The organism is Stenotrophomonas sp. SAU14A_NAIMI4_5 (assembly GCF_003086795.1).
Taxonomy (GTDB): Bacteria; Pseudomonadota; Gammaproteobacteria; order Xanthomonadales; family Xanthomonadaceae; genus Stenotrophomonas.
In genome coordinates this window covers 3,693,909-3,708,603 of sequence record NZ_CP026003.1, presented here as the reverse complement: position 1 = coordinate 3,708,603, position 14,695 = coordinate 3,693,909, and the positions used below count along the sequence as shown (strand labels likewise).

12 protein-coding genes are annotated in these 14,695 nt (G+C 68.1%); 2 read left to right on the top strand and 10 right to left on the bottom strand.

All coding sequences use genetic code 11. The features are described from left to right. Positions 1-11: 11 nt before the first annotated feature. Together C1925_RS17100 and C1925_RS17095 are read right to left on the bottom strand one after the other, a co-directional pair. Complete coding sequence (locus C1925_RS17100; RefSeq protein ID WP_108769939.1) at positions 12-659, bottom strand: protein-L-isoaspartate O-methyltransferase; 648 nt, start codon at positions 657-659, stop codon at positions 12-14. Between the two features lie 139 nt (positions 660-798). Next, entirely contained in the window at positions 799-1,476 is a 678-nt protein-coding gene (locus tag C1925_RS17095; RefSeq protein WP_108769938.1) for a TetR/AcrR family transcriptional regulator, read from the bottom strand. 121 nt (positions 1,477-1,597) lie between these two features. Between C1925_RS17095 and C1925_RS17090 the strand changes: the two genes are divergently transcribed. Further along, complete coding sequence (locus C1925_RS17090; RefSeq protein ID WP_108769937.1) at positions 1,598-2,728, top strand: efflux RND transporter periplasmic adaptor subunit; 1,131 nt, start codon at positions 1,598-1,600, stop codon at positions 2,726-2,728. A 4-nt stretch (positions 2,729-2,732) separates the two neighbouring features. Continuing rightward, complete coding sequence (locus tag C1925_RS17085; protein WP_108769936.1) at positions 2,733-5,885, top strand: efflux RND transporter permease subunit; 3,153 nt, start codon at positions 2,733-2,735, stop codon at positions 5,883-5,885. A 118-nt stretch (positions 5,886-6,003) separates the two neighbouring features. Here C1925_RS17085 and C1925_RS17080 read toward each other — a convergent pair whose 3' ends face one another. The 8 genes from C1925_RS17080 to C1925_RS17045 form a co-directional block, all read right to left on the bottom strand. Continuing rightward, complete coding sequence (locus tag C1925_RS17080) at positions 6,004-6,336, bottom strand: hypothetical protein (RefSeq protein ID WP_159097552.1); 333 nt, start codon at positions 6,334-6,336, stop codon at positions 6,004-6,006. 213 nt (positions 6,337-6,549) lie between these two features. After that, the gene (gene gdhA / locus C1925_RS17075; protein ID WP_108769934.1) at positions 6,550-7,899 is read right to left on the bottom strand and encodes an NADP-specific glutamate dehydrogenase; all 1,350 of its coding nucleotides are present in this window, start codon (positions 7,897-7,899) and stop codon (positions 6,550-6,552) included. Positions 7,900-8,050: 151 nt separating this feature from the next. After that, positions 8,051-9,112 carry a 3-isopropylmalate dehydrogenase gene (gene leuB, locus C1925_RS17070; RefSeq protein WP_108769933.1) on the bottom strand — a complete coding sequence of 354 codons (1,062 nt, stop codon included), beginning with the start codon at positions 9,110-9,112 and terminating at the stop codon, positions 8,051-8,053. After that, a complete protein-coding gene (gene leuD, locus C1925_RS17065) occupies positions 9,102-9,680 on the bottom strand; it encodes a 3-isopropylmalate dehydratase small subunit (protein WP_108769932.1) in 579 nt (192 codons plus the stop codon). The genes leuB and leuD overlap by 11 nt, the downstream gene beginning before the upstream one ends. Continuing rightward, entirely contained in the window at positions 9,680-11,098 is a 1,419-nt protein-coding gene (gene leuC, locus C1925_RS17060; RefSeq protein WP_108769931.1) for a 3-isopropylmalate dehydratase large subunit, read from the bottom strand. Before leuC ends, leuD begins: the two co-directional genes overlap by 1 nt. A 60-nt stretch (positions 11,099-11,158) precedes the next feature. Next, on the bottom strand, positions 11,159-11,932 hold the full coding sequence (locus tag C1925_RS17055) for a class I SAM-dependent methyltransferase (protein ID WP_108769930.1): 774 nt from the start codon (positions 11,930-11,932) through the stop codon (positions 11,159-11,161). Positions 11,933-11,942: 10 nt separating this feature from the next. Beyond that, complete coding sequence (locus C1925_RS17050) at positions 11,943-13,526, bottom strand: 2-isopropylmalate synthase (RefSeq protein WP_108769929.1); 1,584 nt, start codon at positions 13,524-13,526, stop codon at positions 11,943-11,945. Continuing rightward, positions 13,523-14,626, bottom strand: coding sequence for a threonine dehydratase (locus C1925_RS17045; protein ID WP_108769928.1), 1,104 nt, complete (start codon positions 14,624-14,626; stop codon positions 13,523-13,525). Before C1925_RS17045 ends, C1925_RS17050 begins: the two co-directional genes overlap by 4 nt. Between the last annotated feature and the right edge of the window lie 69 nt (positions 14,627-14,695).

The following is a 14,695-nucleotide window of genomic DNA, read 5'->3' as shown; positions in this document are numbered from 1 at the left end:
CTTCCTTGGACTCAGAGGTGGAACTGGGGTGCCGGGGCGGCACCGCGCAGGTAATCGATATCGGTTTCGAACAGCGATTCGGTGCTGCCGTCGGCCTTGACCAGAAGGGCTTCCATCGCCGGCGAGCGGCCGTGGATCACGAACAGGCGACCACCCGGACGCAGCCACGAGGCGAACTGTGACGGCACCACGTCGACCGCGCCAGTGACACAGATCACGTCAAAACGGCGCTCGGTCTGCCAGGTCAGGGCATCGGCCACTTCGACGCGGACGTTGGTGCCCAGGCCCGAAGCATCCAGGCGGGCGCGTGCAGCAGCGGCCAGCTCCGGGTCGATTTCCAGGCTCAGCACGTCGCGCGCCAGCGCGCCGATGCAGGCTGCCAGGAAGCCGCTGCCGGTGCCGATTTCCAGCACTTCGTCACCCGGCTGCAGATCCAGCGCCTGCAGGGTACGGCCCTCGATGACCGGCTTCATCATCTTCTGGCCGTTACCGATCGGCAGTTCGACGTCGGCATAGGCCAGCGCCCGGTGCGCGTCAGCGACAAAGGCCTCGCGCGGCAGGCGGGCGAGCACGTCGAGCACCTTGATGTCCAGCACGTCCCAGGGACGGATCTGCTGTTCCACCATCAGTTCGCGGGCGTGGGCGTAATCAATCGTCATGAGGTTCAAATCCAGCGCAGTGGGCCGGCCATTTTACCGGTGCCGGAGGCCGGCGGCGCGCCCAGAGCATCAGCTTTCGGGCGGCCGGGGTCGCAGTGCCGGAAGTCATCGCGACCTCCGGTTCGTTCAGTTTGGTGCTTCAGGCGGTTCCAGACCCTCGCGGCGCATAGGCGCGCAGGAAGAAATCGACGCTGTCGGGCACGTGGCTGGAAGCATCGCACTGTCCCGGTGACAGCGGCATGCCGCACATCCGGTTCATATGCACCTCGCCCTTGATGAGGGTCAGGAACTGCTGGCCGGCCAGGCGGAAATCGCTGATCTCCAGCTCGCCGCGCGCGGTGCGCGAGCGCAGGAAATCGGCCAGCGCCTCGCAGGTGCGCTCCGGGCCGGCCTGCCAGAACAGTTCGCGCAGGCGTTCATCGGTCTCCGGGGCCATCATCACCCGCTGCACCGAGATCGCCGCATCGGAGGTGATCATCTCGAAGAAGGCCTGGCCGATGCCCAGCAGCTGGTCGCGCAGCGGGCCTTCGGCATCGGCCACGAACAGCGCGTCCGGCAGCATCTCCATGCACTTGGACTGCACAGCTTCGGTGAAAAGCGTTTCTTTATCGCCGAAATGGCTGTAAACGGTCAGCTTCGATACGCCCGCCTGGGCGGCGATGCTGTCCATGCTCACGCCGGTATAGCCCTGTTCGACGAACAGGGTCTTGGCCGCTTCGAGGATCGCCGCGCGCTTGCCGAGGTCCTTCGGACGCCCGGGACCGGCGGCCTTGGCAGCAGGCTTGGCCGATGCTTTGCGGGAAGTGGGAGAACTCATTCCCGTAATACTAGACCAACCGGTTCGATATTTATACTATACCGGCCAGTTTACTAAATTGGGGTTGGCCCTCGTGCCGGCTCCCCCGCGTTTGAACCCTGTGTTTTCAGGACGTTGACCGATGAAGAGCGTGCGCTGGCTGGGCAGTTGGGTGTGGGTGGTGGCGCTGGCCGCCTGTTCGGGGCCGGAGCAGGCGCCGCAGGCCGCGGTGCCGGTGCTGGTGGTGCATCCGGGCGAGCAGGCCGGGCAGGGTGCGGCGTCGTTCCCGGGCACCATCCGGGCCCGCCAGGAAAGTCCGCTGTCGTTCCGCGTGGGCGGCAACCTGGTCAAGCGCCACGTCGATGCCGGCCAGCGGGTGAAGAAGGGCGACGTGCTGGCCGAGCTGGACGTGGCCGACTTCGCCCTGCAGGCGCGCGCTTCGCAGGCACAGCTGGCGGCGGCCGAAGCCGACCTGGCGCGTACCCGCGATGATCTCAAGCGCTACCAGGTGCTGGCCGACCAGCAGCTGGTCAGCCGTTCGCAGCTGGACCAGCAGAGTGCCGCCTTCAAGGCCGCACAGGGCCAGGCCAACGCGGCCCGCGCCAACCTCGACGTGCTGCGCAACCAGGCGGGCTATGCCCAGCTGCGCGCGCCGGCCGATGGCGTGATCGCCAGCCGCGAGGCCGAGGCCGGGCAGGTGGTGTCGGCCGGCCAGACCATCTTCAACCTGGCCGCCGATGGCGCCCGCGAAGTGCTGATCGACCTGCCCGAAGCGACCTTCCGCGACTACACGGTGGGCCAGCCGGTGCAGGTGGAACTGTGGAACCGACCGGGCCAGCGCCTGCCGGGCACGATCCGCGAGATCGCGGCTGCGGCCGATCCGCAGGCGCGCACCTATGCCACCCGCGTCAGCCTGGCTGCCGAAGCACTGGCCGATGTCGAGCTGGGCCAGAGCGCGCGGGTGTTCAGCAGCGCCGGTCGCACCGGCACCCTGCAGCTGCCGCTGGCTGCGCTGCAGCGCGGTGCCAACGGGGCATCCAGTGTCTGGGTGGTGGATCCGGCCAACAGCACGCTGAAGGACGTGGCCGTCACCACCGGTGCCTATGGCAGCGACAGCGTGCCGGTGCTGTCCGGCGTCGCTGCCGGTGATTGGGTGGTGGCCGCGGGTGGCCACCTGCTGCGCGCCGGCCAGCCGGTGACCGCCGTGGACCGGCAGAACCGCCCGGTGCTGAAGCCGGCCACGCCGGCCGCCGCGCCGAAGGCCAAGGAGTAAGCCGGTGCGCCGCTTCAATCTTTCCGAGTGGGCGCTGGCCAATCGTCCGCTGGTGCTGTTCGCCATGCTCGCCTTCGCAGTGATCGGCGCGTGGTCGTACAAGCACCTCGGCCAGTCCGAGGATCCACCGTTCACCTTCAAGGCGATGGTGATCCGTACGCAGTGGCCCGGCGCCACCGCCGAGCAGGTCTCGCGGCAGGTGACAGAGCCGATCGAGAAGGCGCTGATGAACACCGGCGAATACGAGTTCATCCGCTCGTACTCGCGCCCGGGCGAATCGCAGGTGATCTTCATGGCCCGCGACAGCCTGCGTTCCAAGCAGATTCCGGACCTGTGGTACCAGGTGCGCAAGCGCGTGGGCGACATCCGCGCCACGTTGCCGCGCGAGATCGTCGGCCCGTTCTACAACGATGAGTTCGGCGATACCTACGGCAACATCTACGCGCTCACCGGCAAGGGCTTCGACTATGCGGTGATGCGTGACTACGCCGACCGCATCCAGCTGGAACTGCAGCGCGTGCCTGACGTCGGCAAGATCGACCTGGTCGGCCTGCAGGACGAGAAGGTATGGATCGAGCTGTCCAACACCCGCCTGGCCACGTTGGGCCTGTCGATGCAGCAGGTGCAGCAGGCATTGGCCGACCAGAACGCGATTGCCGGTACCAGTTTCTTTGAAACGCCGACCGACCGCGTGCAGCTGCGCGTGACCGGCCAGTTCGACAGCATCGAGGCGATCCGTCAGTTCCCGGTGCGTGCCGGTGAGCGCACCGTGCACCTGGGCGACATCGCCGAGGTCAAGCGCGGCTTCGCCGATCCGGCCTCGCCGAAGATGCGCTTCATGGGCGAAGAGGCCATCGGCCTGGCCGTGGCCATGAAGGACGGCGGCGACATCCTCAAGCTGGGTGCGAACCTGGATGCGGAGTTCGAGCGCCTGCAGAAGACCCTGCCGACCGGCATGCAGCTGCGCAAGGTCTCCGACCAGCCGCAGGCGGTGGATGAATCCGTCGGCGAGTTCGTGCAGGTGCTGACCGAAGCGGTAGTGATCGTGCTGCTGGTCAGCTTCTTCTCGCTGGGCCTGCGTACCGGCCTGGTGGTGGGCGTGACCATTCCGCTGGTGCTGGCGATGACCTTCTTCGTCATGCACTACTTCGGCATCGGCCTGCACAAGATTTCGCTGGGCGCGCTGGTGCTGGCGCTGGGACTGCTGGTGGACGATGCGATCATCGCGGTGGAGATGATGGCCACCAAGATGGAGCAGGGCTACGACCGCCTGCGCGCGGCCAGCTTCGCCTGGGAATCGACCGCGTTCCCGATGCTGACCGGTACGCTGATCACCGCGGCCGGCTTCCTGCCGATCGCCACCGCTGCGTCGAGCACCGGTGAGTACACCCGTTCGCTGTTCCAGGTGGTGACCATCGCGCTGGTGGTGTCGTGGATCGCGGCGGTGCTGTTCATCCCGTACCTGGGCGACAAGATGCTGCCGGACCTGTTCAATCCGCAGCCGCCGAAGCCGGGCAGCCTGTCCGCGCGCTGGCTGGCCCGGCGCCGGCAGTGGGCCGACCGCTTCCCGGCGCTGGCCAACCTGATCGCCCCGGCGCAGCACGGCCATGACCACGATCCCTACCAGCGGCCGTTCTACCGCCGCTTCCGTGGTTTCCTCGACGCCTGCCTGCGCCGCCGCTGGTGGGTGATCGCCGCGACCATCGGTCTGTTCGTGTTCTCGCTGATGATGTTCCGCTTCGTGCCGCAGCAGTTCTTCCCCGATTCGACCCGGCCGGAACTGATGGTCGACATCGAACTGGCCGAAGGTGCATCGCTGCGCTCGACCCAGGCCCAGGCCGAGAAGCTGGAAAAGCTGCTGCACGGCCGCGAGGGCATCGCCAACTACGTGTCCTACGTGGGCACCGGTTCGCCGCGCTTCTACCTGCCGCTGGACCAGCAGCTGCCGGCGACCAACTTCGCCCAGTTCGTGGTGCTGGCCAAGGACACCCACGCCCGCGAAACCGTGCGCAACTGGCTGATGAAGGACGTGATCCCGCAGTTCCCGGACGTGCAGATGCGCGTGACCCGCCTGGAAAACGGCCCGCCGGTGGGCTACCCGGTGCAGATGCGCGTGTCCGGCGAGCACATCGAGCAGGTGCAGGCCATCGCGCGCCAGGTCGAGGCCAAGGTGCGCGAGAACCCGCACGTCATCAACGTCAACCTGGACTGGAGCGAGCCGAGCAAGGTGGTGCGCCTGGTGATCGACCAGGAACGTGCGCGCGCGCTGGGCGTCAGCAGTGCGCAGGTCAGCCAGTTCCTGGCCAGTTCGCTGGCCGGGCAGTCGGTGAGCGTGTACCGCGAAGGCAACCGCCAGATCGAGATGCTGCTGCGCGGCCCGGCCGACGAGCGTGACCAGCTGGAGCTGCTGTCCAGCCTGGCCATGCCCACCGCCAACGGTGGCAGCATCACGCTGTCGCAGGTGGCGACGATGGAGTATGGCTTCGAGGACGGCATCATCTGGCACCGCAACCGCCTGCCGACGGTGACCGTGCGCGCCGATATCGGCGATGGCATGCAGCCGCTGGACGTGGTGCAGCAGATCCTGCCGACGCTGGACGGCATCCGTGCGCAGCTGCCCAGCGGCTACCTGCTGGAAACCGGCGGCACGGTGGAGGATTCGGCGCGTGGCCAGGATTCGATCAAGGCCGGCATGCCGCTGTTCCTGATCGTGGTGGCGACCCTGCTGATGCTGCAGCTGCGCAGCTTCTCGCGGGCGGCGATGGTGCTGGTGACCGCACCGCTGGGCATCATCGGTGCCACCCTGTTCCTGCTGCTGTTCCGCGCGCCGTTCGGCTTCGTGGCGCTGCTGGGCACCATCGCGCTGGCCGGCATGATCATGCGCAACTCGGTGATCCTGATCGACCAGATCCAGCAGGACATCGATGCCGGGCATGATCGCTGGCATTCGATCATCGACGCCACGGTGCGCCGTTTCCGCCCGATCGTGCTGACCGCGCTCGCCGCCGTGCTGGCGATGATCCCGCTGTCGCGCAGCGCGTTCTACGGCTCAATGGCGATCTCGATCATGGGTGGCCTGATCGTCGGCACCGTGCTGACCCTGGTGTTCCTGCCGGCACTTTACGCGGCCTGGTTCCGGGTCAAGCCGGGCGAGTAGAGTCGAGCTTGCTCGACTGCCGTTGCCGGGGTCGGATCCCTTTCCCGCAGGGAAAGGGCTCTGACCCTATCCACGTATGGCGTGGTTCGTCAGTAGAGCCACCCCATGGGTGGATGATTCAAGGCGCGGGTGAGTTCCGGTACGCGATACCCCGCACCGCCAGCAGGAAGAACACGGCGGCAGCCAGGGTCAGCAGCACGGGAATGATCTGGTCGATGGCCAGCCTCAGCGCATTTGCCCACGCCTGGGGCAGTGGGTTGCCGGCGTAATAGACAACCACCGCAAAGGCCGGTGAGGCAATGAATGGCCACACACACATCGCCCTGCTCAGCCAGGCGAATGCTGCGCTGCTGCGCGTACGCACCCGGCGGTGCAGCATCCAGGCGGCAATGGCGCAGAGCAGCAGGCCGACGCTTCCTGCAATGCCGGTCAACAGATCGGGAGTGAGCACGGCCGGGTTCCTTGGCAGCAGAGGGTGGATCCAGTTCCGGCATCATGCACCATCCACGCGTGGCGTGGATCTACTGGGGCACGGCGATGGCTGGGTCGGATCCCTTTTCCGCAGGGAAAGGGCTCTGACCCCATCTGTCCCGTCTGCACTCACCGGGGTCAGAGCCTTTCCTGCGGAAAGGATCCGACCCCATCCACGCACGGCGTGGATCTACTAGTACAACCCCTGCGCCAACATCGCGTCGGCCACCTTCACGAAGCCGGCGATGTTGGCACCATCCACGTAATTGACGCTGCCGTCGGCGCGCTTGCCATGGCGCACGCAGCTGGCGTGGATGTCCTTCATGATCGCGTGCAGGCGTTCGTCCACGTCGGCGTGGTGCCAGGACAGCCGCTGCGCGTTCTGGCTCATCTCCAGACCGGACGTCGCCACGCCACCGGCATTGCTGGCCTTGCCCGGTGCGTACAGCGTGCCGGCCTGCAGGAACACACCCACCGCTTCCAGCGTGGAGGGCATGTTGGCGCCCTCGGCCACGCACTGCACGCCGTTGTGCACCAGCGTGCGGGCGTCATCTTCATCCAGCTCGTTCTGGGTGGCGCAGGGCAGGGCGATGTCCGCCGGCACATGCCAGGGACGCTTGCCGGCGAGGAACTCGAAGCGGGTATCGCTTGCCAGTTCCTGCAGGCGGCCACGGCGCTCGTTCTTCAGTGCCATCAGTTCCTGCAGGGCCTGCTCGTCGAAGCCATCGCGCGCGTACAGCGTGCCGCCCGAATCGGAGAAGGTCAGCACCTTCGCGCCCAGCTCGATGGCCTTCTGCGCGGCGTACTGGGCGACGTTGCCGGAGCCCGACACCAGCACGCGTGCCCCGTGGGTTTCGCGGCGCGCGTGGTGCAGCATCTGCTCGACGAAATAGACCGTGCCGTAGCCGGTCGCCTCCGGGCGCATCAGGCTGCCGCCATAGGACAGGCCCTTGCCGGTAAACACGCAGGCAGCATCGTTGCTGAGCTTCTTCATCATGCCGGCCATGTAGCCGACCTCACGCGCACCGACGCCGATGTCACCGGCGGGCACGTCGGTGTCCGGACCCAGGTGGCGGTGCAGTTCCAGCATCAGCGCCTGGCAGAAGCGCATGACTTCGGCATCGCTGCGGCCCTTGGGGTCGAAGTCCGAACCGCCCTTGCCGCCGCCCATCGGCAGCGTGGTCAGTGCGTTCTTGAAGGTCTGCTCAAAGGCGAGGAATTTCAGGATCGACAGGTTCACCGACGGGTGGAAACGCATGCCGCCCTTGAACGGGCCGATGGCCGAGCTGTGCTGCACACGCCAGGCGCGGTTCACCTGGGCCTGGCCGGCGTCATCGCTCCAGGCCACGCGGAACTGGATCAGCCGCTCCGGCTCGACCAGGCGCTCCAGCAGGCCCTGCTGCAGGTAGCGCGGGTTGTCCTGCAGGAACGGCCACAGGCTGTGGACCACTTCCTTTACCGCCTGCAGGAACTCGGGCTGGTGCGGGTCACGGCGGGCGACGTCGGCGAGGAACTCGTCGGGGGAACGATGCTTCAAAGGCATTCCTTGGATTGAGGCCTGTGCGGGGCGGCGGCTGCGCGGTCGGCATGAAGGTGGGGTCCTGTAGCGTCGAGCCATGCTCGACGACGGTTGCATCAGCCGAGCATGGCTCGGCTCTACAGTAGAGCCACCCCATGGGTGGCTTCTCCTGACATCACTTCAGCTTGGCGAGCACCGCGTCGGTGGCGGCGGCGGTGCTGACCGCCTGCCCCTTGGCCGCGAGATCGGCGGTGAACACGCCGTCATCCAGTACCGCATGCACGGCGGCTTCCACCGCGGCGGCTTCGGCGTCCAGGCCCAGCGAATGGCGCAGCAGCATGGCGGCGCTGAAGATCGTCGCGTAGGGATTGGCGATGCCCTTGCCGGCGATGTCCGGCGCCGAACCATGGATCGGCTCGTAGATGCCCACCGCGCCCGGTTCGCCCAGCGAAGCCGAAGGCAGCAGGCCCAGCGAACCCGCCAGCATCGAGGCTTCATCGGTGAGGATGTCGCCGAACATGTTCTCGGTGACGATCACGTCGTACTCGCGCGGCTTGGCCAGCAGGTGCATGGCCATCGAATCGACCAGCTGGTGTTCCAGCGCCACGTCCGGGAATTCCTCGCGGCCGATGCGCGCGGCCACGTCGCGCCACAGGCGCGAGGTTTCCAGCACGTTGGCCTTGTCCACCGAGGTGACCTTGCCACGGCGCTGCTGGGCCAGGCGGAACGCGCTGCGCAGCACGCGCTCGATCTCGGCCACGGTGTAGCGGCACAGGTCGCTGGCACTGTCAGCGTCGCGGGTCTTGTCGCCGAAGTAGATGCCGCCGGTCAGTTCGCGCACCACCACGAAGTCCACGCCCTGCAGCAGCTCGGCCTTGATCGGCGAGGCGTGCAGCGCGGCTTCATGGGTGCGCACCGGGCGCAGGTTGGCGTACAGGCCCAGCGCCTTGCGGATCGCCAGCAGGCCCTGTTCCGGGCGCACCTTGGCGTTCGGATCGGACCACTTCGGGCCACCCACGGCGCCCAGCAGCACCGCGTTGGCGGCCTGGCAGGCGGTGAGGGTGGCGGCCGGCAGCGGCTCGCCATGGCGATCGATGGCGATGCCACCGATGTCGTGCTCGCTGAAGGTGAAGCTGTGGTTGAAGCGTTCGGCGACAGCCTTCAGGACGGCCACTGCAGCAGCGGCAACTTCCGGGCCGATGCCATCACCGGGCAGGACAACAATTTCAGCGTGCATGCTCACTCTCGTAACGTTCGATTTCTGGGACACGGCCCAACAGATACCCCAACTGGTCGACACCTTCCAGCAGGCAGGTCTGCGAGAAGCCATCCAGCGGGAAGGAATAGACGCGGCCGTCGGGGGTGCGCAGCTCGCGCGCGGCCACGTCGATGGTCAGCTCGTCGTCCGGGCGCTGCATCAGCGCCTGCACGTCGGATTCGTCCAGCACGATCGGCAGCAGGCCGTTCTTCAGCGAGTTGCCGCGGAAGATGTCGGCGATCTCGCTGCTGACGATGGCGCGCAGGCCCAGGTCGGTCAGCGCCCACGGCGCATGTTCGCGCGAGGAACCGCAGCCGAAGTTGCGGCCGGCCAGCAGGATGCTGCGGCCGGTGTTGTGCGGCTGGTTGAAGGCGAAGTCGGCCACCGGCGAGCCGTCGGCCTGCCAGCGCCAGTCATTGAACGCGTTGCGGCCCAGGCCGGCGCGTTCGGTGGTGGACAGGAACCGCGCCGGAATGATCTGGTCGGTGTCGATGTTGGTCTGCGCCAGCACGACGCTGGACGAGGTCAGGGTACGGAAACCGGCCATCACGCCACCTCCTGTGCGAACAGTTCGCGGGTGTCGGCCACCTGGCCCTTCACCGCGGCCCAGGCCGCGCTCATCGGCGAGGCCAGCAGGGTGCGCGAACCGGGACCCTGGCGGCCCTCGAAATTGCGGTTGCTGGTGCTCACCGCCAGCTGGCCGGGGGCGACCAGGTCACCGTTCATGGCGATGCACATCGAGCAGCCCGGCTCGCGCCACTCGGCACCGGCCGCGCGCACGATCTCGTGGATGCCTTCGGCCTCGGCCTGGCGCTTGACGATTTCCGAACCCGGCACCACCAGCATGCGCACGCCGTCGGCTACCCGGCGGCCACGCAGCACCTGCGCCACTTCGCGCATGTCGCTCAGGCGGCCGTTGGTGCACGAGCCGACGAACACCACGTCCACCGGCGTGCCCGCCAGCGCCTTGCCGGCCTGGAAGTGCATGTAATCCAGGCCCTTCTGTGCAGCGGCATCGTTGGCGGCCGGAATCGGCGTGTCCACGGCGATGGCGGTGCCCGGGTGCGTGCCCCAGGTCAGGGTCGGGCGGATGTCGGCGGCGTCGATGCGCACTTCGCTGTCGAAGCGTGCGCCGTCATCGCTGCGCAGCTGCTGCCAGCGCGCCACGGCGGCGTCGAAGTCGGCGCCCTTGGGGCCGCGCGGAGTGTTGGCCACGAAGTCGAAGGTGACCTGGTCGGGGGCGACCATGCCGGCACGCGCACCTGCTTCGATCGACATGTTGCACAGGGTCATGCGCTGTTCCATGTCCATCGCTTCGATGGTGCTGCCACGGAACTCGATGACGTGGCCGGTGCCACCGTTGACCCCGATCACGCCGATGATGTGCAGGACCACGTCCTTGGCACCGACGCCCGGCGCCAGCGGGCCGTCGACGGTGATGGCGAAGGTCCTGGCCTTGCGCTGCAGCAGGCACTGGGTGGCCAGCACGTGGCCGACTTCGCTGGTGCCGATGCCGAAGGCCAGCGAACCGAACGCGCCGTGGGTGGAGGTGTGGCTGTCGCCGCAGACGATGGTCATGCCGGGCTGGGTGAAACCCTGCTCCGGGGCGATGACATGGACGATGCCGCGGTTGTCCGAGGCCATGTCGAACAGCTCGATGCCGTACTCGGCGCAGTTGCGCGCCAGGGTGGCGACCTGCGCTTCGGAGGCGGCGCTGGCGTAGGGCAGCTTGCCGTCGGCACCGGCCGGCAGGGTCGGGGTGGAGTGGTCCATCGTCGCCTTGGTGCGATCCGGGCGGCGCGGCGCCACGCCGCGCGAACGCAGCTCGGTGAACGCCTGCGGCGAGGTGACCTCGTGGATCAGGTGCAGGTCGATGTACAGCACGGCGGGGGCGCTGTCGGATTCGGGAACCACCACGTGGGCGTCCCACAGTTTGTCGTACAGGGTGCGGGGTGCGGAAGTCATGCGTATGCCTGGCAGAGGTACGAGAGAGCGAACATCAATAAAGAAAGCGGAACGGTCAAGTCAGCGACGGCGGGCGAGCACGCGCAGGCGCACGTAGTCGGCCAGCGGCTGGCCGGCTGCGTCACGCGGCAGGTCCTCCAGCAGGACCACCGCGGCCTCGCGCACGGTGGCGCGGGCGGCTGCCGGCAGATCGTCCAGCAGCGGCGCGGCGAACACCCGCAGCCAGCCGGCCACGCCGGTCGGCAGCGCGGTCGGGCGCGGTGTGGTCTCGATCAGCTGCACCTGGAAGCCGTGCTGGCGCAGGCGGTCGGCGTAGGCATCGGCGGTCGGGAAATACCACTGGAACGCGCTGGCGCCATGGCCATGGGCCACGCGTGCGGCCTGCACCGCGGCGATGATGGTAGCCACGTTGCCATGGCCGCCGAACTCGGCGACGAAACGGCCGCCGGGACGCAGGGCACGACGCACGCCCTCCAGCACGCGGTCCGGGTTGCCCATCCAGTGAAGCGCGGCATTGCTGAACACCGCATCGAACTCGGCGTTGAAGGTCAGCGCGTGGCCATCCATCACCTGCGCGTCGACGCCGCGCGCGCGGGCGGCATTGACCAGTTCCGGCGAGGCGTCCACGCCGTGGATGCGTGCGCCGCTGAGGGCCAGTTCGGTGCTGAGTACGCCATCGCCACAGCCCAGGTCGAGGATGCGTTCACCGGTGCGCGGGTCGAGCAGGCGCGACACCGCACCGCCGAGCAGCGGCACGAAACCGGCGTCGATCGCATAGTCCTGGGCGTTCCACTGCTGGCCGGCGGCCGTGGTGGCGGTGTCGAAGGCGCTCATGTCAGTTTCCTCAGGCAGTGGCGGCGGTCGGGGTTTCGGTGTTGCTGGCGGCGGCCTGGCGCTGGCGCAGCAGGCGGTTGGCCACGTCCAGCCAGGCCAGCGCGGAGGCTTCGATGATGTCCTTGCTGGTGCCGGTGCCGTCGTACTCCACGCCTTCGTGGCGCACGCTCAGGTTGGCTTCGCCACGCGCATCGGCACCGATGCCGACGCTGTGCACCTGGTAGCTGTCCAGCTGCAGCTGCACGCCGGTGGCCGAGGACAGTGCGCCGAACAGGGCATCGACCGGGCCATCGCCCTGTGCGGTCTCGGCCACGCGGTTGCCTTCCGGGTCGGACAGTTCGACCAGCGCATTGGCGCGGCTGCCGACATCGCTGATGGTCATCGAGGCCAGGCGGTAGCCCTGGTTGTTGGCGCCGCCCTGCATCAAGGTCTGCAGGTCGGCGTCGGTGACCACGCGCTGCTGCTCGCACATCGCCTTGAACTGCTCGAAGACCAGCTTCAGTTCGTCTTCTTCCAGCCAGAAGCCCAGCGCACGCAGGCGCGATTCGACGGCGGCACGGCCACTGTGGCGGCCCAGCACCATCTGCGAATCCTCCCAGCCCACGTCTTCCGGACGCATGATTTCGTAGGTGCCGCGGTGGCGCAGCATGCCGTGCTGGTGGATGCCCGATTCATGGGCGAAGGCATTGGCGCCGACGATGGCCTTGTTGCGCTGGACCGGCATGCCGACCAGGCGCTGCAGCAGCTGCGAGGTGCCGACGATACGCGGGGTGTTGATCGCGGTGTCCTGCTCGTAGAAGGCCTGGCGCACCTTCAGCACCATGGCGATTTCTTCCAGCGAGCAGTTGCCGGCGCGTTCGCCGATGCCGTTGATGGTGCACTCGACCTGGCGCGCGCCACCTTCGACGGCGGCCAGCGAGTTGGCCACGGCCAGGCCCAAGTCGTTGTGGCAGTGCGCGCTGAAGATCACGTTGGCCGCGTTCGGCACGTCGGACACGCCGGCGATGACCTGCTGGAACATCGCGCGGATTTCTTCCGGCGTGGTGAAGCCGACGGTGTCGGGCAGGTTGACGGTGGTCGCGCCGGCGGCGATCGCCACGCGGGCCACTTCGATCAGGTAGTCCAGCTCGGTGCGGGTGGCATCCTCGGCCGAGAACTCCACGTCGTCGACGTAGGTGCGGGCCAGGGTGACGTGCTTGCGTACCGACTCCAGTACCTGCTCGCGGGTCATGCGCAGCTTGTGCTCGCGGTGCAGCGGGCTGGTCGACAGGAACAGGTGCAGGCGCGGGTTGGCCGCTGCTTCCAGGGCGCGTGCCGAGGTTTCGATGTCGGCCTGCAGGCAGCGCGACAGCACCGCCAGGGTCAGGCTCGGGCGGCGCAGCTCACGGCCGATCAGGGCCATCGCTTCGCGGTCGGACTGCGAGCTGGCCGGGAAGCCGGTCTCGATGATGTCCACGCCCAGTTCGTCCAGCGCACGCGCCATCACCAGCTTCTGCGGCGGGCTCATGCTGCAGCCGGGGGACTGCTCGCCGTCACGCAGGGTGGTGTCGAAGATGCGGATGCGCGGGGTGGTAATTCGTTCGATGGTGGTCACAGGGAAATCTCCTCGACAGCGGGCGCGACGGCTTGCAGGTGGGAAGGGGAAGAAGTGGGGGAGGCGGGGGCGCTGGCCTTGCTGGGCGAGCGTGGTGGTGTGCGGTTGGTGTCACTGCGGCGCCGGCGCGGTTTGCGCGGCGGCCGGGGGCGGATGTCGGTCAGCAGGCCGGCCAGCACGCCGGCATCGATGTTGCCGCCGGACACCACCGCACACTTGCGGCGGCCAGCCACGCGGCGGCCGGCGGCCAGGGCCAGCGCACCGGCGCCCTCGGCGATGATGTGTTCTTCCAGCGCCAGGCGGACCAGGGTCTCGCGCAGCTCGGCTTCGCGCACGATCACCACGTCGTCCAGCAGCGAGGCACACAGGCGGCGGGTCAGGTAGCCGGGCACCTTCACCCGCACGCCGTCGGCCAGCGACGGCACCGGTGCGATCTCGTTGACATCACCGTGGATCGCGCGGGCCATCGAATCGACGCCCTCGACCTGCGCACCGATGATGCGCACGCCCTGCGATTTCAGTGCCAGCGCCACGCCGGAGGCCAGGCCGCCGCCACCGATCGGCACGATCACCACGTCCGGTGCATGCGGTGCCAGTTCGATGCCGACCGTGCCCTGGCCGGCGATCACGTCGGCATCGTCGAAGGCGGACAGGAAGCGGTAGCCATGGCGCTGCGCCAGTTCGACGGCGAAGGCGAAGGCCTCGTCGTAGCTGTTGCCGTGCTGGCGTACGGTGGCGCCCCAGTGGGCGACACCGGCGATCTTGGTGGCCGGCGCGCCATGCGGCATCACGGTGATGGCCGGTACGTCCAGGCGGTAGGCGGCCCAGGCCACGCCCTGGGCGTGGTTGCCGGCCGACGCGCAGATCACCGGCCGGGTATCGCCGCGTTCGCGGCCGGCCAGCAGCGCGTTCAATGCGCCGCGCACCTTGTAGGAACCGGTGCGCTGCAGGTTTTCCAGCTTCAGCCAGGTGCCGAAGCGCTCGGCATGGTGCAGCGGGGTAGGCGGCAGGAAGCGGCGCAGGCGGGCCTGCGCAGCCAGTACGTCGGCGACGCTTACGTCACCGACATCGCTTTCCTTGCTGGCATCAGCGGCCGGCATGGGCCACCAGCGGGTTGCCGGACTGCGCCGGGTGCGGGCACGGGCGACGAAGAAGACGCCTCCGTGCCG

Excerpts from the sequence above, each read along its gene's own strand:
- C1925_RS17100 (WP_108769939.1), bottom strand. The coding sequence starts at position 659 with ATGACGATTGATTACGCCCACGCCCGCGAACTGATGGTGGAACAGCAG.
- C1925_RS17095 (WP_108769938.1), bottom strand. The coding sequence starts at position 1,476 with ATGAGTTCTCCCACTTCCCGCAAAGCATCGGCCAAGCCTGCTGCCAAG.
- C1925_RS17090 (WP_108769937.1), top strand. The coding sequence starts at position 1,598 with ATGAAGAGCGTGCGCTGGCTGGGCAGTTGGGTGTGGGTGGTGGCGCTG.
- gdhA (WP_108769934.1), bottom strand. The coding sequence starts at position 7,899 with ATGCCTTTGAAGCATCGTTCCCCCGACGAGTTCCTCGCCGACGTCGCC.
- leuB (WP_108769933.1), bottom strand. The coding sequence starts at position 9,112 with ATGCACGCTGAAATTGTTGTCCTGCCCGGTGATGGCATCGGCCCGGAA.
- leuD (WP_108769932.1), bottom strand. The coding sequence starts at position 9,680 with ATGGCCGGTTTCCGTACCCTGACCTCGTCCAGCGTCGTGCTGGCGCAG.
- leuC (WP_108769931.1), bottom strand. The coding sequence starts at position 11,098 with ATGACTTCCGCACCCCGCACCCTGTACGACAAACTGTGGGACGCCCAC.
- C1925_RS17055 (WP_108769930.1), bottom strand. The coding sequence starts at position 11,932 with ATGAGCGCCTTCGACACCGCCACCACGGCCGCCGGCCAGCAGTGGAAC.
- C1925_RS17045 (WP_108769928.1), bottom strand. The coding sequence starts at position 14,626 with ATGCCGGCCGCTGATGCCAGCAAGGAAAGCGATGTCGGTGACGTAAGC.